Source organism: Nannocystis sp. RBIL2 (genome assembly GCF_026626745.1).
Lineage (GTDB): Bacteria > Myxococcota_A > Polyangia > Nannocystales > Nannocystaceae > Nannocystis.
In genome coordinates this window covers 5,575,107-5,598,411 of the sequence record NZ_JAPNJW010000002.1, presented here as the reverse complement: position 1 = coordinate 5,598,411, position 23,305 = coordinate 5,575,107, and the positions used below count along the sequence as shown (strand labels likewise).

Genomic DNA, 23,305 nt, shown 5'->3' with positions numbered 1-23,305 from the left:
GGCAGGCCGCGGCCTCGGGCGGCGACTTGCCAGCGACCCGCGAGCGCTCGGCCCGCGTGTCCGCGGTTGTCACCGGGCGCCCCGGTTGTGCTACCAATGCCCGGTCGCCGTGTCAGATTCCGTCATTGTCATCAACGCCGATGGGCCCGAGACGCGGGTCGCTCTCATCGAACAGGGGATCCTTTCCGAGTACTACGTCGAGCGCGACCGCGAGCGCGGCACGGTCGGGAACGTGTACAAGGGCAAGGTCCTACGCGTGCTGCCGGGCATGCAGGCCGCGTTCGTCGACATCGGCGAGGAGAAGGCCGCGTTCTTGTACGCCGGCGACATCGCCGCTCCGGGTGGCCAGGGCGAGAAAGAAGCGGCCCTCCGCGCGCTCGGCGGTGACGACGACGACGAGGTCGCGCCGCGTCGCACCGGTCGCCACGGCGACATCACCGAGCTCGTGCGCCCCGGCCAGGAGATCCTCGTCCAGGTCGTGAAAGATCCGATCTCGAGCAAGGGCGCGCGGATCACCACGTACATCTCGCTGCCCGGGCGCAACGTCGTGTTCATGCCGACGGTCAGCCACATCGGGATCTCGCGCCGGATCGCCGGCGACCGCGAGCGCCGGCGGCTGCGCCGCCTCATCGACCAGATGCGTCCGCCGGGCTCGGGCTTCATCGTCCGCACTGTCGCCGAGTCGGCCAGCAACAGCCAGGTCCGCGCCGACATGGATTACCTCCTGCGCCTGTGGGAGAACATCCAGTTCAACGAGCGGCACCAGCGCGCGCCGGCGCTGCTCTACCGCGACCTCAACCTCATGCTCCGGGTCGTGCGCGACAACCTCACGCCCGAGTTCAAGAAGGTCATCGTCGACGACCGGATCGCCCACGACAAGGCGGTGCGGTTCATCGGCGCGTTCATGCCCGAGCTGGTCGACCGCGTCGAGCTCTACACCGGGCGCGAGCCGATCTTCGACGGCTACGGCATCGAGCTCGAGATCAACCGCGCGCTCGAGCGCAAGGTCCAGCTCAAGAGCGGCGGCTCGCTCGTGTTCGACCAGGGCGAGGCGCTGACCGCGATCGACGTCAACACGGGCAAGTTCGTCGGCGCCAAGGGCAAGACGCTCGAGGAGACGATCACGCAGACGAACCTCGAGGCGGCCGAGGAGCTGGCCGACCAGCTGCGCCTGCGCAACCTCGGCGGCCTCGTCATCATCGACTTCATCGACATGGACAAGGAGTCGAACCGGCGCAAGGTCTACCGCAAGCTGCAGGAGGTCCTCCGCCGCGACCGCGCCAAGGCGCACATCACGAAGATCTCGGAGATGGGCCTGGTCGAGATGAGCCGCAAGCGGACCAAGGAGTCGCTGCTGCGGCTGTTGACGGCCCCCTGCGAGGTCTGTAACGGTAAAGGCTACACGAAGAGCCCGACCACCATGTGCTACGAGATCTTGCGCGAGGTCCGGCGCGAAGGGCCGCACCTCGTCGGCGACACCATCATCGTCCAGGCCGCCCCCTCGGTCGCCGAGCTGATGAACGGCCCCGAGGTCGCCGCGGTCGACAACATGGTCAAGCGCCTGCAGAAGGGCATCGACATCCAGGGCCGCAAGGACTTCCACATCGAGCACTTCGAGATCCGCACCAAGAACAAGGGCGGCGGACGCAACAACAACAACAGCAACAACCCGGCCGACTGAGCGAGAGGAGCGACCATGGCGAAAGCGATGGAACGGCGCCGGAGCGAGCGCTACACGGTGAACGCCGAGTTCGCCGAGCTCGATCCCGGCAGCATCTCCTTCGTCAGCAACCTGAGCGAGCAGGGCGTGTTCATCAACACGCGCGCGCGCCTGCCGGTCGGCGCCGCGATCGACCTCCGCTTCACGATCTTGCTCGACGACCCGGTCGTCATCAGCGGCACCGGCCGCGTCGTCCACCTGCAGGACGAGCCGCGCGGCATGGGCGTCGCGTTCCACAACCTCAGCGCCGAGATGACGCTGCGCGTCATCGACGCGATCGCCTGGCACCGCACTCGCGAGGCCTCACGCACCGCCGAGCCGGGCTTCCGCACGCGCGAGCTCACCGCCGAGGAGCTGGCCCAGCTCGAAGAGGGCGACGAGATGGCCGGCGAGTCGGTCACGAGCCTCAGCGCCTCCGCCGTCCTGTCGGAGGACAGCCTGCCCGCGGCCGCTCGCAGCGGCCTCGCCCGCCGCGGCCGCGAGGACTCGCTGTCCCGCCTCGGCCTCGACGACTCCAACCAGTCGCTCCCGCCCCCGCCGCGCTTCGGCGCCTCCGCCCCGGTCCCGGCCGCGCGCAAGGCCCCGCCGCCGCCGCCCAAAGACGACGACTACGAGGACTTCTAGCGCGGCCGGCCCGCGCGCGCGGCCGCGCGTCTTGCGAGCGAGGCGTTTTTCACTATCGTGAGCGGGTGAGCATCACTCGCCGCTTCTTCGACCTCGCGCGGGCCAACATCACCGACTTCTCCCAGGCGTTCCGCCGCGGCGACCCGCTCGAGGGGCTCAGCGAGGACGAGCGCCGCGTCATCGACGAGGAGGTCGAGAGCGACACCGTCGGCACCAAGGCCGGCAAGCGCGCCCGCCAGGTCCGCGACGCCGCCGAGGAGATGTGGGAGCGGGCCTTCGAGGCCAGCCAGCGCGCTGCCGGCAATAATCCGCCGCGTCAGCGCAGCTCCGAGGCCGAGCGCCTGCGCTGGTACCGGACCCTCGAGCTCGAGCCCGGCGCCACGCACGAGGAGATCCGCAAGTCCTACCGGCGTCTGCTGAAGACGTACCACCCCGACCGCTTCGCCAAGGATCCGGAGAAGTACAAGGTCGCGACCGAGGTCACGCGCAACATCACGGTCGCCTACGACGGCCTGACCACGCTGCTCGAGCAGCAGCGCTGACCCGACCGGCAAAAAGTCCGCGCGGCGCTGCGCGGTTTTTGCGGTACCGTGCGGCGGTCCCGAGGACCCGTTGACCGCACGCCCCGCGAAGAGCAAGTCCGCCGCGAAGAAGACCATGGCCGCCCAGGCCGATGTCCACGCCCTCTACGAGCGCGCGGTCCAGGACCCGGGCAACGACGTCAAGTTCTTCAACCGCATCTACAAAAAGCTCCGCGGCCACGACCCGGTGTCGCTGCGCGAAGACTTCTGCGGCACCGCGGTGCTGTGCGCCGAGTGGGTCAAGAGCGGGGCGGAGCGCACGGCCCTCGGCGTCGACCTGTCGCAGGAGACGATCAACTGGGGCCTCGAGCACCGCATCGTCCCCGCCGGCCGCGCGGTCGCCAGCCGCGTCTCGCTCGTCTGCGCCGACGTCCGCGAGGTCAAGAAGCCCAAGGTCGACATCGCCTGCGCGCTCAACTTCTCCTACTACTGCTTCAAGCGCCGCGAAGAGCTGCTCGACTACTTCCGGGCCGTGCACGCCGGCCTCGCCAAGGACGGTCTGTTCTTCCTCGACCTCCTCGGCGGCACCGAGGCGATCATGGAGGGCTCGACCGACAACGACCACGGCGACTTCATCTATCGCTGGGAGCAGGCCCGCTTCGACGCCCTGACCCACGACTTCCTGTGCCACATCCACTTCCTGTTCCCCGACGGCTCCAAGCTGCTCGAGGCCTTCACCTACGACTGGCGCCTGTGGATGGCCCCCGAGCTGCGCGACCTGCTGCTCGAGGCCGGCTTCTCCAAGGTCCACGCCTACTGGGAGAAGACCAACGCCGAGGGCGAGGGCACCGGCGCGTTCTACGAGCCGGACTACGTCGAGAACCAGGAGATCTGGTGGACCTACCTCGCCGCCGAGCGCTGACGCAACCTGTCTGAACGAACATGTCCAAAAAGACCGCGAAGCCGCCCGCCAAGAAGTCGTCCAGCAAGCAGCCGCCGAAGAAGCCCGCGAAGACGCAGGCGAAGTCGGCGGCCAAGAAGAAGCCGAAGCAGCCCGGGCGCAAGGGGCCGACGCTGGCCGAGAGCGCCGACAAGTTCGCGCTCTACCAGCGCTCGGTCCAGTCGCCCACGGTCGACATCGAGTTCTTCGACGCCGAGTTCCAGAAGCACCGCGGCCGGGTGCCCCTGAGCGTGCGCGAGGACTTCTGCGGCACCGCGCTGTTCTCCGCCGAGTGGTGCAAGTCCGACGCGCGCCGCACGGCCCTCGGCGTCGACCTCGACGGCCCGACGCTCGAGTGGGGCCGCACCAACACCTTCGCCGCGGCGCCGCCCGACGCGGTCGAGCGCGTGACCCTGGCCCAGGCCGACGTCCGCGACACCAGCCTGCCCGCGGTCGACCTGATCGTGGCGATGAACTTCAGCTACTGCATCTTCAAGACCCGCGAGGAGCTGCGCGGCTACTTCGCCGCCGCGCGCAAGAACCTGGTCGACGACGGCGTGTTCGCGCTCGAGGTCTACGGCGGCACCGAGGCGGTGGTCGAGCTCAGCGACGAACGCGAGCTGCGCGGCGGCCTGACGTACGTGTGGGAGCAGGAGAAGTTCAACCCGATCAACCACCACACGCTCTGCCACATCACCTGGAAGTTCCGCGACGGCTCGCAGCTGTACCGCGCCTTCACCTACGACTGGCGTCTGTGGACCCTCCCGGAGCTCGGCGAGCTGCTGCGCGAGGCCGGCTTCTCCGAGGTGAAGTTCTACTTCGAGCGCGTCGAGGCCGACGAGGACGACGACGAGTACCTGACCGGCACCGGCGAGTTCGTCGAGCACACGGAGATCGAGAACCAGGAAGCCTGGCTCGGCTACGTGGTCGCGCTCAAGTGAGGCAGTGATTCGCCGCGCGGCGAATCACTGCCCTCGCGTCACAGCGCCAGCGTCGCCACCAGGTCGTTCGCGTCGGCCTGGGTGATGCGCGCTTGCACGAAATCACCCGGCTTGGCGGTCCCGTCGGTGAGCACGACCTTGCCGTCGATGCCCGGCGCCTGGCCCTCGTGGCGGCCTTCGAGGAGGAACTCACTCTCGTCGGACTCGCCGTCGATCATCACCTCGATGACCTCGTCGATCATCTCCTCGTGGCGCTCTTGACGGATCTCCTCTTGCAGCTCCATCAGCGCCAGCCGGCGCTCCTCGGCCAGCTCGGGCGACACGCGGGTCGGCAGCAGCGCCGACGGCGTCCCGTCCTCGCGCGACCACGGGAACACGCCGAGGTGATCGATCGCCCCCTCCTCGACGAACTGGTACAGCCGCTGGAACGCGGCCTCCGTCTCGCCCGGGTGGCCGACCAGCATGGTCGTGCGCAGCCAGATGTACGGGGACTGCGCCCGCAGCTTCTCGACCAGGTTGCGCACCACCTTCTCGGTGTAGCCGCGGCGCATCTTCTTGAGCACGTCGGTGTCGACGTGCTGCAGCGGCACGTCGAGGTAGGTGGCGATCTTCGGCTCGCCGGCGATCATCGTCAGCAGCTCGTCGCGCACCGTGGTCGGGAACGCGTAGTGCAGGCGGATCCACCGCAGATCCCTGACGCCGCACAGCCCGGTGAGCAGCTGCTCGATGTTGCGCGGGTCGTCGAGGTCGGTGCCGTAGGTGGTGAGGTCCTGGGCGACCAGGCAGATCTCGCGGGTGCCCTGTTCGGCCAGCTGCTCGGCCTCGCGGACGATGCTGTCGATCGTGCGGCTGCGCTGCGGCCCGCGCAGCTTGGGGATGATGCAGAAGGCGCACGGTCGGTCGCAGCCCTCGGCGATCTTCACGTACGCGCTGTGCCGCGCGCCGGTGACCTGCCGCGGCGTGGTGTGATCGTACAGGTAAGCGCGGCGGCCCAGCGGGCTCACGGCCATACGCGGGGCCTGCTCGGCGAGCACCTGCGCCAGCCCGAGCTGGTCGGCCGAGCCGAGGAAGTTGTCGACCTCGGGCATCTCGTCGGCCAGCTCTTTCGGGTAGCGCTGGCTCAGGCAGCCGGCGACCACCAGCCGCTTGGCCGCGCCCTGGGCCTTGACCTGCGCCAGCTCGAGGATGGTGTCGATCGACTCTTTCTTGGCCTCTTCGATGAAGCCGCAGGTGTTGACCACCAGCGTGTCGGCGTCCTCGGGCGAGTCGACGAGAGTGTGCCCCTGGTCGCGCACGACGCCGAGCATGACTTCCGTATCGACCTGGTTCTTGGGACAGCCAAGCGATACGAAGTAGACCTTCTTCGGCGCGGGCGCGGACATGACGGGGCAAGAGAGCACGCGCGACCGTTGGGGTCAACGCCGGCCGCTCAAGACCTTGCGCACGCCCGGGCGCCTCACATCTGCTTCGGGCAGGCTCCGCCGGCCTTCTCCAGGCCCGCCGCCCGCAGCTCGCGCCCGGTCGGCCCGTCCCCGAGCAGCGCCCGCCGCCCCTCGCCGTGCCCGGCGCCCAGCACGTCGCGCAGGTAGGCCTCGTAGTTGAACGTGTCCGAGTGCTCCGCAGTGTGGCAGCCGAGGCAGACGTCGACCGCGGCCTCGCGGCGGATGCCGAACGCCTTGCCCGCCTTCTCCGGCGTCTCCGCGTGGATGCTGCCGGGCCCGTGGCAGACCTCGCACTGCACGTCCTCGAGGCCGGCGACCTCGACCACCTCCGACCCACCCGGCTGGCGGAACCCGGTCACGTGGCAGCCGACGCACGACAGGTCGAACTGCTTGTTCACCTTCACCAGCGTCTCGTAGGCCCCCGCGTGGCGCGTCGTGGCCCAGTGCTCCTCGGCCTTGTCGTGGCACGCGCCGCACTGCTCGCCGCCGATGTAGCTCGCCTGACCCTTCGCCGGCGCCGGCGGCTTCACGCCCGCGAACCGCTGCTGGTTCTGCGTCGCCACCCACGCGTCGTAGCTGCGCAGCGCGTCGGCGCCGGCCGCGTCGACCGGCAGCTTGCACGTGATCTTCTGCTGCTCGAACGTGACGGCCACCGCGCCCGCCGGCGCCGCGTCGCCTGCCATCGCCGAAGCGAGCGCCGCGCGCTCCTGCTCGAGCCGCGCGATGTACCCGGCATCGGCGGCCGGATCGGCGCGGAACTTGGCCAGCCGCGCGTCGAGCCGCTCGAGCTCCTTCGCCTGCGCGGCGGCCGACGGCTGGACCTTCCACGCGTCCGGCCCGGGCAACGCCGCGAGCGCCGACGGGTCGATCGACAGCCGCACCCGCGTCAGCGTCTGCGCCTGATCGCCCGGCTCCAGCACCCAGCCATGGCCCACGCGGGTCGCCGGAGCGCCCAGCCGCGCCTTCTCGGTGCCTTCGGGGATGCCCGTCACCACGATGTCCGCCCCCGGCACGCCCTCGGCGACCTCGACCGCCGCGGCGCGCGTCCCGTGGACCAGGACGATCACCACGTCGGCCCCGGCCGCGCGCATCGCCGCGACCTCACGCTTGGCGGCGCTCGTGGTCGGCTCGAGCGGCCCGAGCGACTTGACCGCCTCCGGGCTCGTCTCGTGCACCGCAGTCACGCCGAGCTGCAGCGCCGGCTTGCCGTCGGCCCCCGGAATGTCGACCACGCGGTGCGGCACCACCCCGAGCGCGTCGAACGCCCGGCTGTTGGCGAGCACGCGCGGCAGCGGCCAGCGCTTCAGCGCCTCCTGCGCAAGCGGACTGGACAGATCATTGGCGCCGACGCCGGAGACCAGCGAGCCGCCCAGCGAGGCGAATCGCTCCTGGAGCGCGCCGGCCCGCTGATACGCTTGCGCCCACGCCGCCTCGTCGTGCGGCGCCTCGGGCCCCTTGGGGTCGGGGATCAGAAGTCCACCTGGCTCAACGACCAGGCGCCGCTGCGGATCGATGTCGTGCCCGAGATACCCGAACACGTACTGCAGCCCGCCCAACGGCTCGGTCGTGCAGCCGCACGGCGCGACGGCCCCCATCACCCGGGCGAACGCCACCAGGTCGAGCGTCAGCCGCGGCGGGGCGGCGGGCGGCTCCACGGGGCCAGTCTTGGTCGGTCCGGAGCCGGCGGGTCCGCAGGTCGCACAGGCGAGGATGGCCGAAGCCACGAGCGCGGTGAGCCCGGCGAACGCGCGGGGGCGGGGCCCGAGGGCGGCGAGACCGGCGGCGCGGGGAGGGGAGATCGGCATGGTCGCGGGGGCGGAGATCTTAGATCGCGCCGCCGGCGGCGCCGCTCCGCAGCAGGGGACATTGCGCACGTCCGCCCCTGCCACACTGGCTTTGCCTGCCCGCTGGGCCGAGGTATACGCCTCCGCCAGCAGCGTCGCCCCGGGGCTCCACCTTTGGCACGCAAGCGACTTGACCCGCGCACGGCGAGCCGTTTAGGCTTCGCACCCTTTCGCCTCCGGCGCACAAGCTCCAGCAAAGCACGCAGTCATGGCCGTCAAGATCAGGCTCGCCCGCATGGGCTCCAAGAAGCGTCCCTATTACCGCATCGTCGCCGCCGACGCCCGCAGCCCGCGCGACGGTCGCTTCCTCGAGCGCCTCGGGACCTACGACCCGCACGCCGAGTCGGTCGTCCTCAACGCGCCGAGGGTCGAGTACTGGGAGAAACAGGGCGCGACGCCCACGGACACCGTCGAGCGCCTCCTCCGTCGCGCGCGCAACATCGCCGCCGGCAAGGCCCCCCGGGCCGCCAAGCCGAAGACCAAGAAGACCGAGAAGAAGAAGTAAGCCGCTCGGCTCGCTTCTCTCCTCGGGTCCGTCGTCCTCGCGCCTCGCCCCGTCGCGCCCGCAGGAGCCGCGACGGTGCTACACCCCCCGGAGGCACCCATGCCCGCAGCGTCCGCGAACATCTCCCTCAAGGACCTCGTCGAGTTCCTCGCGCGTGCCCTCGTCGATCGCCCCGACGAGGTCCACGTGGCCGAGATCGCCGGCGAGCAGACCGTGGTGCTCGAGCTCCGCGTCGCCCGTGACGACCTCGGCAAGGTCATCGGCAAGCAGGGTCGCACCGTCAAGGCGATGCGCGCCCTCCTGAGCGCCGCCTCGGCCAAGCTCCGCAAGCGCGCCGACCTCGAGATCCTCGAGTAAGCGGAGCCGCCGTGTCTGGCCGCTCCGCCGCGATCGCCGTCGCCGAGGTCTCCGCGCCGCACGGCGTCCGCGGCCAGCTCCGCTTCCACCTCTACGACCCCGACTCGCGCGCGCTGAGGCGCGGCCTGCGGGTCGAGCTCCGGCCGCCGAACAGTCCGGAAGGACCTGCCCGATCGGACATGTCCTTTCGGATTCTCGCCGTCGAGCCCGTCCCCGGCAAGCCGTCCGTGCGCGTGCAACTGGCCGGCGTCGACGACCGCGACCACGCCGAGCGGCTGCGCGGCTGCGAGGTCTGGGTCGCCCGCGCCGATCTCCCGGCCCTGGCCGAAGACGAGTTCTACCTCACCGACGCGATCGGCCTCCCCGTCGAGCGCGAGCTCGGCGACGGCCGCACTCAGGCGCTCGGCCTCGTCGCCGGCGTGACCAGCAACGGCGTGCAAGATCTGCTCGAGGTCGAGTGGACCCGCCCCGACGGTCGCCGCGACACCTGGCTCCTGCCCGTGCTGCCGCAATTCATCGCCGACCTCGACGGCGAGCGCCTGCGCGTCGACCTGCCGCTCGGCCTCCTGCCCGACGCCCTCGAGGAGGGCGGAGAGGCGCCGTGAGCGGCCAGGCCTTCGAGGTCTTCACCCTGTTCCCCGACGCTGTCGCCGGCTTCCTCCGCGGCGGCCTGGTCGGCAAGGCCGTGGCGCGCGAGCTCGTCAGCGTCCACTGCACCGACTACCGCGAGTTCGCCACCGACCGCTACCGCACGGTCGACGACTCGCCGTACGGCGGCGGCCCGGGCATGGTGATGAAGATCGAGCCGGTCGTGGCGGCGCTCGAGCACGTCACTGCGCTGCGCGGCCCGATGCACCGGATCCTCCTTACCCCCGCGGGCCCGCGCTTCGACCAGCGGGTCGCCGAGCGGCTGGCCGCGGTCCCGCGGATCGGCCTCCTGTGCGGCCGCTACGAGGGCATCGACGACCGCGTCCGCGAGCACTTCGTCGACGAGTGCCTGTCGCTCGGCGACTTCGTCCTCAACGGCGGCGAGGTCGCGGCGCTGGCGATCATCGAGGCCGTCGCCCGCCTGCGCGAGGGCGTGCTCGGCAACCCCGAGTCGGCCGCGCGCGACAGCTTCTCGCTTCAGGACATGTCCTCCGGGGCAGGTCCCGAAGACCATGGCGCCTGGCTCGAGCACCCGCACTTCACCCGCCCGCCCGAGTTCCGCGGCCACGGTGTGCCCGAGGTGTTGCTCGCGGGCGATCACGCCGACGTCGCCCGCTGGCGCCGAGAGCAGGCCTGGCGCCGCACCTGGGCCCTGCGCCCCGACCTCCGGCCGCAGCGGACCCTGCCCGCCGAGGCGCCGCTGTACCTCGTGGCCCACTTCGGGCAGGGCGCAACGGACATGTCCGAAAGGGCAGGCTTGATCGCTTCGCTCGCCGCAGCGGCCCGCGAAGGCGGCGCCGAACTGCGGGTCGTCGCGCTGAGCCAGCGGGTGCCCGAGGCCGCCGGCGTCCCCCGCGCAGCCCAAACCCGCAGCCTCAAAGATCTCGCCCGCGAGCTCCGCCGTCGCCACGGCGCCGCGCCGCGGCTGGTCGCTCTCGGCCCGGCGGACGATCTGCCGCTCGCCCGCGGAGTCGCGCCGCTGCTCGATCTGCTCGCGGCTTCGGGAGCGGGAGATCTCTCAGCGCCGCTGGTGCTGGTGCTGCCGTGCGAGGTCGCGGGAGATCTCGCACGGCCCGCCGCGAACCCGCCGCAGGGCCGCTCTGCGCCATCTTCTGAGCCCGCCAAGGGCCTGGAGGCGGCGTTTTCGCCAGCGCCGGGGCTCGCCTCAGGACTTGCAGAAACGCCCTCGATGAAAGACTCTTCCGGCCCCCAGCCGGTGGAAGCGGCAGCACAACTTGTCGCCGCCGCACTGGCTGAACTCAAGTCCCGCCGCTCCACGAATCCTTCGGAGCTCCGCCATGAGCAACAGTAACCCGTTGATTGAAGCGATCGAGGCCTCCTACAAGCGGAGCGATGTTCCCGAGTTCCGTCCCGGCGACACCATCCGCGTCCACGCGAAGATCTCCGAAGGCGGCAAGGATCGCATCCAGGTCTTCCAGGGCGTCTGCATCCACCGGAAGCGTGGCGGCGCCCGCGGCTCCTTCACCGTCCGGAAGATCTCCCACGGTGTCGGCGTCGAGCGCGTGTGGGCGGTCAACTCGCCCCGCGTCGTGAAGGTCGAGCTCGTCAGCCGCGGCAAGGTCCGCAAGGCCAAGCTCTACTACCTGCGCAACCTCAGCGGCAATGCTGCCCGCATTCGCGCCCGCCTCGGCGGTTACGCCAACGAGCTGCTCACCTCGGGCAGCGAGTCGAGCGAGCCCCAGGGCGACTGAGCCCCGATGCCCGCGCCGCCCTCCACTCGGGTGCGCGGCCAGCTGGCGGAGGATCAGGCCGCGCGCTTCCTTGAGGCGCGCGGCCTCCTCGTCGTCGACCGCAACGTCCGCGCCGGTGGTGTGGAGCTCGACCTGGTCGGGCTCGTGCCAGCCGGTGTGGATGATCGCGTCGACACATACGTATTCGTGGAGGTCCGCAGCCGCGAGGACGATCGCGCCGGACTCCCGGAGGAGACCGTCGACCCTCGCAAGCAAGCTCGACTGCGACGGGGCGCGGCCGCCTGGCTGGTCGGTCGCGACCTGTGGGAGACCGTGGCCGTCCGCTTCGACGTCGTCAGCGTGCTGGTCGCGGCGAGCGACGACTCGCCAGACGACTTAAACGCGAAGGCCCCGCGGATCACTTGGATCCCCGGGGCCTTCGAAGCCGACCGCACGCCGTGAGGCTAGGCGCCGGTGGTGTCGGACGGCGGCGGCGCGGGCGTCATCTCGTCCTCGCAGACCGGCTTGCCGTTCGGGTCGGTCGGAAGCGCCGCGCACTCGGTGGCGAGCATGTCGACGGTGCCCTGCGAGAGGTCGTCGTTGCACACGCACAGCTTCTGGCAGCAGAACTCGCCGAGCTTCTGGATCTGCACGCAGCTGAAGCCGGCGGCGCAGTTGGACTCCTGGGCGAGGACTTGCTTGCCGATGCCGCCGTCCTGGCAGTCGGTGTCGGACGAGCAGGTCTTCGAGCACATCGAGCGCTCGAGCACGTACGTCGACGCGAGCACGCACTTCGACTCGACGCACTGGAAGCGGGCCTTGCCGTCCTCGTTGGCCGAGTTGCACATCTCGTTGTTGGTGCAGGGCGCGGTCGGCGGGTCCTTCTCGTCGGCGTAGACGCAGAGGAGGTCGTTGCAGCTCAGGGCCGGGAAGGTCACGACCTTGTCGGCCGGCGGGTCGACGTCGCCATGATTGCAGGGCGCGCCGACATCGCCCTTCGGACAGGCGGCGAGGAGCGGCACGAGGAGCAGGGCGCCCAACGCGTTGGCGACGGTGCGCAAGAGAGCAGGCGTGCGAGTGACTTGCATGTGGCGTCTCAGTCTTGGCGGCCGAACAGGTTTCCCATCGTACACTGCCGGACCATAGGGTCAAGCGCCGCGAAACGGCGTAGAAGCCCTACGCGCCGACCTCAACGCGGCTCTGGCGTGACAATCCCGTCCGGGCGCGACCGATCTCGTCCGCGCGCGCCCCTCGGCTCGCGTCGGCGTCGCCCCGAGCGCGATGGCCGTTCGCGCGGGAAACGGTCCGCACGGGCTTTTCGGCCACGACTGCCGGTGGGCCCGGCACCCCTGTGGTTCGCCGGCGGCGAACGCTGCTCGGCGGCGATATCCGGGATCTGCAAGTGGGCGATCTCCACCTTGCCCGTGCATCTCCTCGGGACGCGCCCAGCCGCCGTTTGAAGCGCGAGACCGTGTAAAAAATCACGAAAGCCCGCGAAGGCCAGGCCGGAATTTCCGCAGGTCGAACGGAACCCCCGCAGATCGGCGGAAGCTGGGCCCCGTTGCAGGTCGGCGAGCGGTTCTCCGGCGCCGGGGTGTGTAACCCGGGTCAGGGCCGCAGTCGGGTCGCTGCGCGAAAACCTCCGCGACCCTCGGCTTCTTCCTTTCCGTGCGCTTGTCCCTCCCAAACCCGTCGCGGCTGGCTCTTGCGGCTGTGAGCGCGCCGCTGGTATCGTCCGAAAACCCCTATGAAGGCCCGCAGTGCGCCGCGCAGGTCCACCTACCCTGGCCTGCAACTTTGTGATTGAGGGTCTGCTCTCGGATCGCCGAAACTCCGCACGCTGAGGACGCATCGACCGCATGAAATCGCTCCGCCAACTGACGTCCACCACTCTTCTCAGTCTTTGCGCCACGTGGGCCCTGTACGCGGCGCCGGCTGTGGCCGGTCCGCCGCCCCCGCCTCCGGCCAAGGGCGGCCCGGCCGTCCCGCCGCCGACCGGTGGCCCGGCCGTCCCGCCGCCCTCGGGCGGCCCGGTGGCTGCACCCAGCAACCCTGACGGCGCGGCCACGGGCGTGCTGGCCGAAGCCGAGGACAAGTACAAGGCCGAGGATTACCAGGGCGCCGCGGTCATCTTCCACGCGGTCGCCAGCGGCAAGACCCCGGGCGACAAGTCGCGCGCCCAGTTCTGGCTGGGCAAGTCGCTGTACAAGCTGCAGTACTACGCCGTCTCGCTGGCCATCCTGGGCGAGATCGTGACGGCGGGCCCGAGCCACCCGTACCACAAGCTCACGCTGCCGTGGCTCGCGTCGCTGAGCCGCGAGCTGCCCGAAGGGGCAGGCGTGCTCGAGAAGGTTGGTACGTACAAGGCGACCGAGCTCGAGGACTCGGCCTTCGACGAGGTGCGCGACGAGCTGTACTACCTGCTCGGCCGCTTCAACTACCAGAAGGGCGACCTCGGGCAGGCGATCGCGCTGCTCGGCCAGGTGCCGGACAACAGCGACTACTACATCCCGGCGCAGTTCTTCCTCGGCGTCGCCGAGACGCGCGAGTTCCACGGGCCGCAGGCGGTCGAGGCGTTCAAGAACGTCCTCCGCAAGAACATCTCCCTCAAGGAGAGCTGGGCCAAGGACAAGAAGAAGCGCAAGAAGGAAGCCAAGGCCAAGGCCAAGCTCGCCAAGAAGAACAAGAAGAAGCAGCTCGCCGGCGAGGTCGAGGAGCTGAGCTTCGAGGAGGAGATGCAGCGCTACGAGGAGCGGGCCAACCTCGCTCTCGGCTACATCTTCTACCAGGTCGGCAAGTACGACACGGCGCTGAAGTACTACGACAAAATTCCGCTCGAGTCGCCCTACTGGCTCGACTCGATCCTCGCGTCGTCGTGGACGGAGTTCCGCCTGGTCGAGGTGGAGCCGGAGCAGGCGAACATCCACTACCAGCGCACGCTCGGGTACATCCACACGCTCAACGCGCCGTTCTTCTACGACTACCTGTACCCCGAGTCGATCATCCTCAAGGCGGTCACGTACTACTTCAACTGCCGCTACCAGCCCGCGAAGCTGTCGATCGAGGAGTTCAACCGCAAGTACCCGAAGACCCGCGACGACCTCAAGGACCTGCTCGCCAAGGCGCCCGAGGACTTCGCGCTGTTCGACCTCAGCGTGAAGATCCGCAACAGCGAGTCGAAGCTCGACCCGTTCGTCGAGGAGGTCGCCCAGAAGTCGCTGCAGGACAAGACGCTCGAGAAGAACTACGCGTTCGTCAACGAGATCGTGCGCGAGCAGGGTCAGCTCGAGGACGCCAAGTCGGACTTCAAGGGCAGCCCGCTCGCCGAGCAGATCACGGAGACGCTCGACGGCTTGCTCTCGCTGGGCAAGGAGTCGACCGGCGCCCTCGCGCGCAACCGGTTGATGCAGCAGATCCAGCAGATCAACGACCTCGAGCGCGAGGCGATCAAGATCGAGTACGAGATCTTGAACCGCATCAAGGCCGGTGACTCCGGCGCAGCGACCGAGCGCCGTCCGGTTCGACCGAAGGTCGACGCCGAGCACGAGATCTACAACTACAACGGCGAGTACTGGAAAGACGAGCTCGGTTACTACAACTACAAGGTTACTAGCCGCTGCAAGGAGGAGTAGCCGCGGCGGCGCCGGCGAGGTCATGCGCGCGACCTCGCCGGCGTTTGACAAGAGCCAGCAACAAGGCCGGGTCCCGTGGACCCGCCCATCTGAGGTGAGAGGTCCATGAAGCCACACAGCCATCCCCGCAAGTTTCGCAAGCTGAACATCCTGAGCGGCGTCGGTCTCGCGGTGGTCGTCTTCGCCGCCGCGGCTCCTGCCAGCGCGCAGGCCCCGGCGGAGGGCGGCGCCGAGGCGAACAGTGCCGTCAAGTACAACCGCAAGTCGGGCAAGGTCCGCACCAAGGACACGCTCGACACGAAGTTCAAGGAAGAGAAAGAGCGGCAGGAGAAGGAGACCAAGCGCCGCGTCGACATGATGGAGGGTGCGGAGTTCGCCAAGAAGCGCGCCGCGGTCGCCCAGGAGATCGCCGACACGCAGATCGAGCAGCTCAAGCGCCTCCTCAACGCGACCGACAAGTCTCACCCGGACTACCCGGACCTGCTGTATCGCCTCTCGGACCACTTCCTCGAGAAGAAGGCGTACTTCGAGACTCAGTCCGGCGCCCTCTACGACCCGATCTTCCAGGCGGAGGAGGCCAAGCAGAAGGGCAAGGCGGACCAGCTCAAGGCCAAGCAGGCCAAGTTCGAGGCGCAGTCCAAGGCCGCCAGCGAGCAGGCGGTCAAGCTGTACAAGGCCCTCGTCACGGACCCCAGCCTCAGCAAGTACAAGCGCCTCGACGAGGCTCTGTACTTCTACGCGTTCGAGCTCGGCCAGCTCAAGCGCGAGCAGGAGATGAAGGACGCGTACATCCGGCTGATTCAGGACTACCCGAACAGCCAGTACATCCCCAACGCGTACCTCAGCTTCGCCGACTACTACTTCGGCCAGAGCAAGATCGGCGACGCCCTCCAGCTGTACGAGAAGGTCATCACCTTCAAGGACAGCCCGGTCTACGCCTACGCGCTCTACAAGATGGCGTGGTGCCACCTGAACCCGGTCGGCACCGCGGACCCGCGCTACGACCTCAGCCTCGACTTCTTCGTCAAGACGATCACCGCGACCCTCGAGGGCCGCGCCGGCAGCGAGGCCAACGCCCGCCAGCTGCGCCGCGACGCCCGTCGCGACCTCGTCCGCGCCTTCGTCATGGCCGGCAAGCCGTCCAAGGCGTGGGAGTTCTTCCAGAAGGTCGGCGACGGCCCGAAGGAAGACGAGAACATGTCCCGCAAGATGATGGAGCTGCTCGCAGTCCAGTACTTCGGGCAGGGCATGTACACCGAGTCGACGTACACCTACCACAAGCTGCAGGAGCTGTTCCCCGACGACCCGCAGACCTGTGAGTGGCAGGGCCGCGTCGTCATCAACGCGCTGGCGACCGACAACAAGGAGGTCCAGTGGACCGAGACGGCGCGCCTGGGCGAGTACTGGGACAAGTTCAAGAACGGCTCGCAGAAGGAGGCCGTCAAGCGCAAGTGCCGAGACGAGACGCTCGACACGATGAAGCAGATGGCCACCGTGTGGCACGACGAGGCCGAGAAGACCAAGAACGAGGCCACGTACACGCTCGCGGAGAAGGCCTACGAGGGCTTCCTCAAGACCTTCCCGAAGGACAAGGACTCGTACGAGATCCAGATGTACTACGCGGAGCTCCTGTGGGCCCGCGCCAGCTCGCTCATCGGTGACAAGAAGACCAAGCCCGACGGCCTCACCAAGTTCCGCCGCGCGCACGACGAGTTCGTGAAGGTCCTCGAGATCAACCCCGAGGGCAAGTTCACCCAGGACGCCGCCTACGCGCAGATGCTGGCGATGAAGAACGCCCTCGAGTACGACGAGACGGGCGGTCAGGCCAAGTCCTGCAAGACGAACGCCGAAGGTCTTTGCGTCTACAAGGAAAAAGAGAAGAAGAAGAAGACCAAGACCGACGAGAACACCAAGGGCGATCAGAGCCTCACGTACCCGGAGAGTGACTACGCCGAGGACGAGAAGAAGATGATCGAGGCGTACGACATCTACCAGAAGTACGTCAAAGACCCGAAGGACCCCGAGCTGCCCAAGATCGTCTACCACCGGGCGAAGCTCATGATGATTCACAACAAGTTCCAGGAGGCGCGCCCGCTCCTGGAAGAGATGGTCGTCAAGTTCGACGGCTCCATCTACGCCGCGTGGTGCTCCGAGATGCTCCTCGACATTCTGACGATCCGCTGGATCGACAAGAATCTGACGCCCGAAGAGGCGATCAAGGCATCCGACGACCTCGAGACGTGGTCGAAGAAGATGCAGAAGATGAAGGTCTACACGCATCCGGAGGCCGACGAGCTCAAGGAGGCGATCCCGCGGCTGCTGGCCGGCATCGGCTGGAAGAAGGGCATGACCTACCTCGAGGCGGGCCGGAAGGGTGACCCCGACGGCTACCGCAAGTGCGCCGAGCAGTTCATCGCCATCTACAACGAGTACGGCGACGCCCACGAGAAGGCCTCGACGCTGATCTGGAACGCGGCCGAGTGCTACGAGGCGGCCTTCCTGCTCGGTCAGTCGGTCCGCTTCCGCAAGATCCTGCTCGAGAAGTTCCCGAACAGCGAGCACTACCAGAAGACGCTGTCGAACCTCGCCGGCAACTACCAGGCCATCGCGATGTACGACAAGGCCGCGCAGCACATGGAGCTGTACGCGGAGAAGTACATCAAGGACAAGCAGTCGCCCGACTACCTGCGCAACGCCTACCTGTTCCGCCTCGGCCTCGGCCAGGACCAGCAGGCCAGCGCCGACCTGTCGAAGTACGAGGGTCTCTACCGCAAGGACAACCCCGAGCTCGCCGCCAAGATCTTCTGGTCGAAGCACGACATCCTCAAGACCGAGGAAGAGAAGCTCAAGCACGCCGAGGAGTACCTCAAGATCTACGGCAAGAACGGCGGCCTCGACCGTCGCATCGTCGCCGAGGCCTCGATCGGCCAGATCTTGTGGCGCCAGTCGTGCGCGGAGGGCCTGCTCTACGACTCGTGCATCACCATCAAGCGCAAGAAGGCGCAGGCCGGTGACAAGGCCCGCGCCGCCGCCGAGGCGCTGAAGAAGAAGGTCAAGAAGGGCACCGAGAAGAAGGGCGCCGCTGCTTCGTCGAGCAAGAAGCAGGAGATCCCGGAGTACTGCGGCTCGGCCACCTCCGGCATCATCACGGTCCACTCCCGCAACAAGAAGAAGGCGGACGAGGCCCAGAAGTACTTCGACAGCGTCCTCAAGCTGGCGAAGAGCAAGATCAACGTGCCGGAGGACGACCGCGACCGGCGCGAGGACTTCGCCAACGCCGTCGCCATGGCCGGCGTGTACAAGGCCGACCGCGGCTACGAGGAGTACCTCAAGATCGAGATGCCGGGCGGCCTGAGCTTCTTCGTCGAAGAGTGGAAGAAGGACGCCGGCCTGCCGAAGTGGGAGAAGGAGTACAAGGAGCAGGTCGCGAAGAAGGCCGACTCGACCAAGCGCTTCCTCGAGTTCTACGAGAAGAAGACCAAGCAGGGTCAGGCGCTGCAGCAGCAGTACGACGGCATCGTCAACGCCAAGCAGAGCCCGTACTGGATGCTCGCCGCCGCCGCCCGCTCGGCCATGGTCTCGCAGAACTACGCCGACCAGCTCTACCGCGCCGAGGTGCCGAAGGAGTTCAAGACCGAGGATCAGGCCTACGCCTTCTGCGACGAGCTCGGCGACAAGGCCCAGCCGATCCAGGAGGACGCGGTCAAGAAGTTCTCGTTCTGCCTCGAGCGGTCGACGACCTTCCAGTTCTTCAACGAGTTCTCTCGTCTGTGCGAGGAGGAGCTCCAGCAGCGCGAGCCGGACAAGTACCCGGCGACCGAAGAGATCTTCGGCATCTCTCAGTACACCGCGAGCCGCCCCGATCGCGTCGATGTGCAGCTCGACCTCGAGGGTGAGAAGCGCAAGCCGAGCGTCGGCGCCGCGGCGGAGAAGCCCGCCGAGAAGCCCGCCGAGAAGACCGACGACGGCGACGAGGACAGCGAGTGAGGCCGGCCGGAGCCAGCAAAGGAGCGACCACCATGCGTAACCTGATCAAGATCGCAAGCATCGGCGCCCTGGCTGTCGCAATGACGGCCTGCGGGAAGAACAAGACCGGCACCGAGACCCCGGGCGGCGGCGGCGGCGGCGGCGGCGGCGGCGGCGGCCCGACCGGGCCGGCGCCGGCCGAAGCCTCCAAGGAGGCCAAGAACGACTTCGCCGAGGCCGTGAAGACCTACAACGCGGCCAAGAGCGACGGCAAGTTGAGCGGCGACGAGTGCGAGCGCGTCGCGGGCAACTTCCAGAAGGTCTACAAGACCCACGGCGTGCAGATGGCGCTGGCGCAGTTCAACTCGGGCGTCGTCTACGAGGAGTGCGGCCAGGCCGACAAGGCCGAGGGCATCTACGCCCAGCTCATCTCCCAGGCGCCCAAGTTCGACCTCGCCTACAACAACCTCGGCGTCATCTACTGGAAGAAGGGCCAGGAGTCGAAGGCCCTCGACATGTTCAAGAAGGGCGTCGAGGCCAACAAGCTGTCGGCCCGCGCCGCCCGCAACAACGTCGCCGGCCTGCTGCGCAACCAGTACGTCGGCAACACCGACGTCAACTCCTTCAACGAGGCGGAGAAGTCGATCCAGGGTGTGCTCGCGCTCGACTCGGGCAACCAGGCCGCCTACGAGAACCTCGCGCGCATCTACTACGACCGCGGTCACAGCAAGGACAAGTCGTACCTGGTGCTCGCGAACCTCGTGGTGACCCAGGGCGTCCGCGTGCTCAAGAACGAGAGCCGCGAGTCCGCCGACCTGTACAACATCCAGGGCCTGCTGCTGCTCGAGCGTCAGGACCAGGTCAACGCCCTCAAGGCGTTCAAGGAGGCGGTGCGGGTCGAGGCGAACCACGTCGAGGCGAACCTCAACATCGGCTTCATCTCGATCCGCTTCCGCGACTACGCCACCGCGGAGAAGTCGTTCGAGATCGCCCTGAAGGACTCGCGTCAGGCCAAGAATACCGAGGCGCACCTCGCTCTCGGCGTGGCGCAGCGCGGCCTGAAGAAGTTCAAGGAGGCCGAGGCCTCCTACAACAAGGCGCTCAAGCTGAACGCCTCCGATCCGCGCCCGCTCTACAACCTCGGCGTGCTGTACCAGGACCACATCAGCACCCAGGACACCGTCGACACGGCGCAGAACGAGAAGCTCATCAACGTCGCCAAGGGCCACTACAACAAGTTCATCGAGGCGGTGAAGAGCGACAAGAAGTGGAGCCAGCAGGCCCTGCTGGCCAAGGACCGCATCGCCACCATCGATGAGACCATCGCCTTCAACCGCGTCTCCGAGGAGATGATGAAGAAGGCCAAGGAGCTCGAGGCGCAGGCGAAGAAGCAGGAAGAGGAAGAGCGCAAGCGACTCCTCGAGCTCGAGAAGCAGGCCGAGGCCGCCGAGTCCGCGGGCAGTGCCCCGGCTGCAGGCGCAGCGCCCGCCGGCGGCGCGACGCCTCCCAAGTAATCGGGAGCTCGTCATCCGCGCATGAGGGGCGGCCGGACGGCCGCCCCTTTTCATTGGGTCCTCCGGCTCCGCCGCGGGCGGAGCGATCTCGCAGTCGAAGCCGTCTCCTCCTTCGTTCGCGCTCTCTGCCCGCCGCATCACAATGGCCGGGCGTTTACAAGGCTGGCCGGAGCGAGGTATGGTGCGTGAAGGTCCCAGGGGGACCGCTCCACGAGGTTCATCATGCGGCTCGCTCTGATCACTCTGCTGACCACCCTCTTCGCCTCGACAACCGCCTTCGCGGCTCCGGCCAGCGACCAGGACGCCGACACTTCGGCCAACAAGGGCAAGGGCGGCAGCGGCACCACGGTCTACGACTTCGACGACGACAACGTCGACGGCGAGCTGCTCTCGCCCGAAGGCGCCAACGTCGCCTCCCGTGGCCGCACCAAGCACGCCAGCCTCATCACCATCCGGCCGCACTTCATCCCCGAGCTCATCAAGATGGCCAACGATGTGTGATCCGGGCCCTGCGTCCGTGCTTTCACTCACGTTTCTTTTTTGAACAATCCCCCGGAACCCGGGAACCGCCACCGAAGCCCGCTGTCTCTGCCCGCGCAACCCGCCGGACCGAGGACCGACCATGTCCACCAAGACGCTCGCTATCAAAGTCTTTTACGGCGACCAGCTCGTCGACACCCAGACGCTGACGCAGGATGTCATCAAGATCGGCAAGCTGAAGAGCAGCCACGTTTGCCTGGATGACGAGGCCGTGGCCCGCATGCACGCCGTGATCGAGGTGTCCGGCGAGGAGGTGCGGGTGATCGATCTCGGGAGCGCGGCGGGCACCGTGCTCAACGGCCAGCGGATCGACAAGAACGCGGTGCTGCACGACGGCGACGCCTTGAACTTCGGGCCGTACCGCCTCGAGGTCGGCTTCGCCAAGCAGCAGGTCGCGGCTGCGCCGGCGCCGGCGCAGGTGGCCGCGCCGGTGGCCGTGGCGGCGGCCGCGGTCGCGGCGGCGCCGCTCGCTGCGGCGCCGATGGCGACGCGGGCCCCGATCCAGATCGACCTCAGCGAGGTCGAGGTTCAGAGCGGCTCGCGGGTGGCCGAGGTCGTGGCGATGTACGGCTCGACGGTGCTCGACGTGCAGCACGTCGGCCAGCTGAAGAACCGCAAGTCGCAGGCGCCCATTTTCCTCGCCATCGGCGGCGTGATGCTGGTCGCCGGCGTGGGCGTGTTCTTCAGCGACGTGAACCAGGACTGGGCCGGCTACGGCAAGAAGGTCCAGGACTCGATCGAGCAGGGCACGCCGCGCCCGACCCCGCCCGGAAACGGCCTGGCGGCGATCGGCATGCTGCTGGCGATCGCGGGCCTCGTGCCGTTCAGCATGGGCCTCATCCGCACCGGCGACTACGTCAACAAGAACTTCACGATCGGCGAGGGCCACGGCGCGTCGTTCCACGTGCCGCCCGCCGGCCTGCCCGAGCCCAACGGCTTCCCGCTGGTCCGCGGCAGCGACCACGAGTTCGCGCTCAACTTCACGCAGAACATGAGCGGCGAGGTCACCTTCGACGGCCAGACGATCACGCTGCAGCAGCTGGTCGCGACCGGCCGCGCGGGCTCGCAGGGCTCGTCGTTCAGCTTCCCGCTGCCGCCCGGAGCGACGGCGCGGGTCAAGTACCAGGACGTCACCTTCTACGTGAACTCGGTCGCGCCGGGCGCGGTGATCAAGGGCGGCAGCGAGACCGACAAGCCGTTCTGGATCTACAACGGCGCGTCGTTCGTGGTCATCGGCAGCTTGCTGGTGCTCACGCACCTGATCCCCAACGAGGCCGGCAACCTCAGCCTCGACGAGATGATGGAAGAGAACCGCTTCGTCGGTTACCTCAACCAGCCCGACAAGCCGCCGGAGGAGGAGGAGCCGCCGCCGGAGGACATGGAGAACTCCGACGACGAGGCCGGCGGCACCGGTCAGCGCCACAAGGGCGAGGAGGGCAAGATGGGCAAGCCCACCTCGAAGAGCAAGTCGGGCCTCTACGCCATGAAGGGCCCCAAGGACGCCATCCCGCAGATGGCCCGTAACTTCGACCCCGACATGGCCGCGCGCCAGGCCGGCATCCTTGGGGTGATGAGCGCCGAGAGCGGCCACTTCCTCGCCTCGCCGTACGGCGGCGCGTTCGCGGTCGGCAACGACGACGCGGACGTGTGGGGCGGCCTCACCGGCACGGAGGTCGGCGAGGCGTACGGCGTCGGCGGCCTCGGCCTGGTCGGCACCGGCCGCGGCGGCGGTGGCACCGGCGAGGGCACGATCGGCCTCGGCAACACGGGCCTCATCGGCAAGGGCGGCGGCGGCGGCACGGGCTCCGGCTACGGCCGTGGCGCTGGCGCCGGCTTCGGCGGCCGCGGCACCCGCGTCCCGACGGTCCGTCAGGCCAAGGCCGAGGTCCAGGGCGCGCTCGACAAGGACATCATCCGCCGCATCGTCCGCGCGCACATCAACGAGGTCCGCTACTGCTACAACCAGGCCCTCGCCCGCGACCCCAACGCCAAGGGCCGCGTCGCCGTCCAGTTCACCATCGGCGGCACCGGCAAGGTGCCCACCGCGGTGGTCCAGGAGAGCACGATGAAGGACCCGGCGGTCGGCTCCTGCATCGCCCAGGCGGTCAAGCGCTGGACCTTCCCCAAGCCGGAGGGCGGCGGCTCGGTCATCGTCTCGTACCCGTTCGTCCTCGAGCCGGGTTGATCGGCGAGGCTGTCCCGAAGGACAGCCTGTCTCGAAGGCCAGGAGGCCCGGCGCACGCCGGGCCTTCGGCGTTTAAGGACCTGCTGCGCTTCCGGAGATCTGTCGACGAGATCGCCCGGCGCCCGCAGCGGGCTCGCGTCAACTCACAACCCTCATGGCTGGGCACGGCAGCCCGTTCGGCGAGCTCCGGCGCGGATGGCGCGTTTTCGCCCATGACGTCGGCGACACCTCGCGA

The 23,305-nt window shown here is 68.5% G+C and carries 19 protein-coding genes; 16 read left to right on the top strand and 3 right to left on the bottom strand.

Going from position 1 to position 23,305, the window contains the following annotated elements:
• Nucleotides 1–109: 109 nt before the first annotated feature.
• From OV090_RS47010 to OV090_RS46990, 5 genes are all read left to right on the top strand, one after another.
• Entirely contained in the window at nucleotides 110–1,681 is a 1,572-nt protein-coding gene (locus OV090_RS47010) for an Rne/Rng family ribonuclease (protein WP_267711609.1), read from the top strand.
• A 15-nt stretch (nucleotides 1,682–1,696) separates the two neighbouring features.
• On the top strand, nucleotides 1,697–2,344 hold the full coding sequence (locus OV090_RS47005) for a PilZ domain-containing protein (protein ID WP_267711608.1): 648 nt from the start codon (nucleotides 1,697–1,699) through the stop codon (nucleotides 2,342–2,344).
• Nucleotides 2,345–2,409: 65 nt separating this feature from the next.
• Nucleotides 2,410–2,886 (top strand): J domain-containing protein, encoded by a 477-nt coding sequence (locus tag OV090_RS51380; protein WP_267711607.1) that lies wholly within the window; start codon nucleotides 2,410–2,412, stop codon nucleotides 2,884–2,886.
• Nucleotides 2,887–2,956: 70 nt separating this feature from the next.
• On the top strand, nucleotides 2,957–3,787 hold the full coding sequence (locus tag OV090_RS46995) for a class I SAM-dependent methyltransferase (RefSeq protein WP_267711606.1): 831 nt from the start codon (nucleotides 2,957–2,959) through the stop codon (nucleotides 3,785–3,787).
• Between the two features lie 20 nt (nucleotides 3,788–3,807).
• Nucleotides 3,808–4,746, top strand: coding sequence for a class I SAM-dependent methyltransferase (locus tag OV090_RS46990; RefSeq protein WP_267711605.1), 939 nt, complete (start codon nucleotides 3,808–3,810; stop codon nucleotides 4,744–4,746).
• Nucleotides 4,747–4,784: 38 nt separating this feature from the next.
• Here the strand turns inward: OV090_RS46990 and rimO are convergent, their stop codons facing one another.
• Complete coding sequence (rimO, locus tag OV090_RS46985) at nucleotides 4,785–6,128, bottom strand: 30S ribosomal protein S12 methylthiotransferase RimO (protein ID WP_267711604.1); 1,344 nt, start codon at nucleotides 6,126–6,128, stop codon at nucleotides 4,785–4,787.
• A gap of 74 nt (nucleotides 6,129–6,202) precedes the next feature.
• Complete coding sequence (locus tag OV090_RS46980) at nucleotides 6,203–7,993, bottom strand: multiheme c-type cytochrome (protein WP_267711602.1); 1,791 nt, start codon at nucleotides 7,991–7,993, stop codon at nucleotides 6,203–6,205.
• 247 nt (nucleotides 7,994–8,240) lie between these two features.
• On the opposite strand from OV090_RS46980, the gene rpsP reads away from it, so the two are divergent.
• From rpsP to OV090_RS46950, 6 genes are all read left to right on the top strand, one after another.
• A complete protein-coding gene (gene rpsP, locus OV090_RS46975; protein WP_267711601.1) occupies nucleotides 8,241–8,537 on the top strand; it encodes a 30S ribosomal protein S16 in 297 nt (98 codons plus the stop codon).
• 99 nt (nucleotides 8,538–8,636) lie between these two features.
• On the top strand, nucleotides 8,637–8,894 hold the full coding sequence (locus OV090_RS46970) for a KH domain-containing protein (protein WP_096329709.1): 258 nt from the start codon (nucleotides 8,637–8,639) through the stop codon (nucleotides 8,892–8,894).
• 11 nt (nucleotides 8,895–8,905) lie between these two features.
• Nucleotides 8,906–9,499: a ribosome maturation factor RimM gene (gene rimM / locus OV090_RS46965; RefSeq protein ID WP_267711600.1), complete on the top strand. Its 594-nt coding sequence runs from the start codon at nucleotides 8,906–8,908 to the stop codon at nucleotides 9,497–9,499.
• Nucleotides 9,496–10,854, top strand: a complete 1,359-nt coding sequence (gene trmD / locus OV090_RS50325; RefSeq protein WP_346660422.1) for a tRNA (guanosine(37)-N1)-methyltransferase TrmD — start codon at nucleotides 9,496–9,498, stop codon at nucleotides 10,852–10,854. Before rimM ends, trmD begins: the two co-directional genes overlap by 4 nt.
• Entirely contained in the window at nucleotides 10,841–11,254 is a 414-nt protein-coding gene (gene rplS, locus OV090_RS46955; protein WP_267711599.1) for a 50S ribosomal protein L19, read from the top strand. The genes trmD and rplS overlap by 14 nt, the downstream gene beginning before the upstream one ends.
• 6 nt (nucleotides 11,255–11,260) lie before the next feature.
• The gene (locus OV090_RS46950; RefSeq protein ID WP_267711598.1) at nucleotides 11,261–11,695 is read left to right on the top strand and encodes a YraN family protein; all 435 of its coding nucleotides are present in this window, start codon (nucleotides 11,261–11,263) and stop codon (nucleotides 11,693–11,695) included.
• A 2-nt stretch (nucleotides 11,696–11,697) separates the two neighbouring features.
• Here OV090_RS46950 and OV090_RS46945 read toward each other — a convergent pair whose 3' ends face one another.
• Nucleotides 11,698–12,321, bottom strand: a complete 624-nt coding sequence (locus OV090_RS46945) for a hypothetical protein (protein ID WP_267711597.1) — start codon at nucleotides 12,319–12,321, stop codon at nucleotides 11,698–11,700.
• A gap of 771 nt (nucleotides 12,322–13,092) precedes the next feature.
• Here OV090_RS46945 and OV090_RS46940 point away from each other — a divergent pair.
• The 5 genes from OV090_RS46940 (at nucleotide 13,093) to OV090_RS46920 (ending at nucleotide 23,070) form a co-directional block, all read left to right on the top strand.
• A complete protein-coding gene (locus OV090_RS46940; RefSeq protein ID WP_267711596.1) occupies nucleotides 13,093–14,865 on the top strand; it encodes a hypothetical protein in 1,773 nt (590 codons plus the stop codon).
• A 105-nt stretch (nucleotides 14,866–14,970) separates the two neighbouring features.
• Complete coding sequence (locus tag OV090_RS46935) at nucleotides 14,971–18,852, top strand: hypothetical protein (RefSeq protein ID WP_267711594.1); 3,882 nt, start codon at nucleotides 14,971–14,973, stop codon at nucleotides 18,850–18,852.
• 32 nt (nucleotides 18,853–18,884) lie between these two features.
• A complete protein-coding gene (locus OV090_RS46930; RefSeq protein WP_267711593.1) occupies nucleotides 18,885–20,345 on the top strand; it encodes a tetratricopeptide repeat protein in 1,461 nt (486 codons plus the stop codon).
• Nucleotides 20,346–20,567: 222 nt separating this feature from the next.
• On the top strand, nucleotides 20,568–20,846 hold the full coding sequence (locus OV090_RS46925) for a hypothetical protein (protein ID WP_267711592.1): 279 nt from the start codon (nucleotides 20,568–20,570) through the stop codon (nucleotides 20,844–20,846).
• 121 nt (nucleotides 20,847–20,967) lie between these two features.
• Nucleotides 20,968–23,070 (top strand): AgmX/PglI C-terminal domain-containing protein, encoded by a 2,103-nt coding sequence (locus OV090_RS46920; protein WP_267711591.1) that lies wholly within the window; start codon nucleotides 20,968–20,970, stop codon nucleotides 23,068–23,070.
• Nucleotides 23,071–23,305 lie beyond the last annotated feature (235 nt).

What these genes read in the sequence shown, in the direction of transcription:
- OV090_RS47005 (WP_267711608.1), top strand. Translation starts at nt 1,697, where the DNA reads ATGGCGAAAGCGATGGAACGGCGCCGGAGCGAGCGCTACACGGTGAAC.
- OV090_RS46990 (WP_267711605.1), top strand. Translation starts at nt 3,808, where the DNA reads ATGTCCAAAAAGACCGCGAAGCCGCCCGCCAAGAAGTCGTCCAGCAAG.
- rimO (WP_267711604.1), bottom strand. Translation starts at nt 6,128, where the DNA reads ATGTCCGCGCCCGCGCCGAAGAAGGTCTACTTCGTATCGCTTGGCTGT.
- OV090_RS46980 (WP_267711602.1), bottom strand. Translation starts at nt 7,993, where the DNA reads ATGCCGATCTCCCCTCCCCGCGCCGCCGGTCTCGCCGCCCTCGGGCCC.
- rpsP (WP_267711601.1), top strand. Translation starts at nt 8,241, where the DNA reads ATGGCCGTCAAGATCAGGCTCGCCCGCATGGGCTCCAAGAAGCGTCCC.
- OV090_RS46970 (WP_096329709.1), top strand. Translation starts at nt 8,637, where the DNA reads ATGCCCGCAGCGTCCGCGAACATCTCCCTCAAGGACCTCGTCGAGTTC.
- rplS (WP_267711599.1), top strand. Translation starts at nt 10,841, where the DNA reads ATGAGCAACAGTAACCCGTTGATTGAAGCGATCGAGGCCTCCTACAAG.
- OV090_RS46950 (WP_267711598.1), top strand. Translation starts at nt 11,261, where the DNA reads ATGCCCGCGCCGCCCTCCACTCGGGTGCGCGGCCAGCTGGCGGAGGAT.
- OV090_RS46945 (WP_267711597.1), bottom strand. Translation starts at nt 12,321, where the DNA reads ATGCAAGTCACTCGCACGCCTGCTCTCTTGCGCACCGTCGCCAACGCG.
- OV090_RS46940 (WP_267711596.1), top strand. Translation starts at nt 13,093, where the DNA reads ATGAAATCGCTCCGCCAACTGACGTCCACCACTCTTCTCAGTCTTTGC.
- OV090_RS46935 (WP_267711594.1), top strand. Translation starts at nt 14,971, where the DNA reads ATGAAGCCACACAGCCATCCCCGCAAGTTTCGCAAGCTGAACATCCTG.
- OV090_RS46930 (WP_267711593.1), top strand. Translation starts at nt 18,885, where the DNA reads ATGCGTAACCTGATCAAGATCGCAAGCATCGGCGCCCTGGCTGTCGCA.
- OV090_RS46925 (WP_267711592.1), top strand. Translation starts at nt 20,568, where the DNA reads ATGCGGCTCGCTCTGATCACTCTGCTGACCACCCTCTTCGCCTCGACA.
- OV090_RS46920 (WP_267711591.1), top strand. Translation starts at nt 20,968, where the DNA reads ATGTCCACCAAGACGCTCGCTATCAAAGTCTTTTACGGCGACCAGCTC.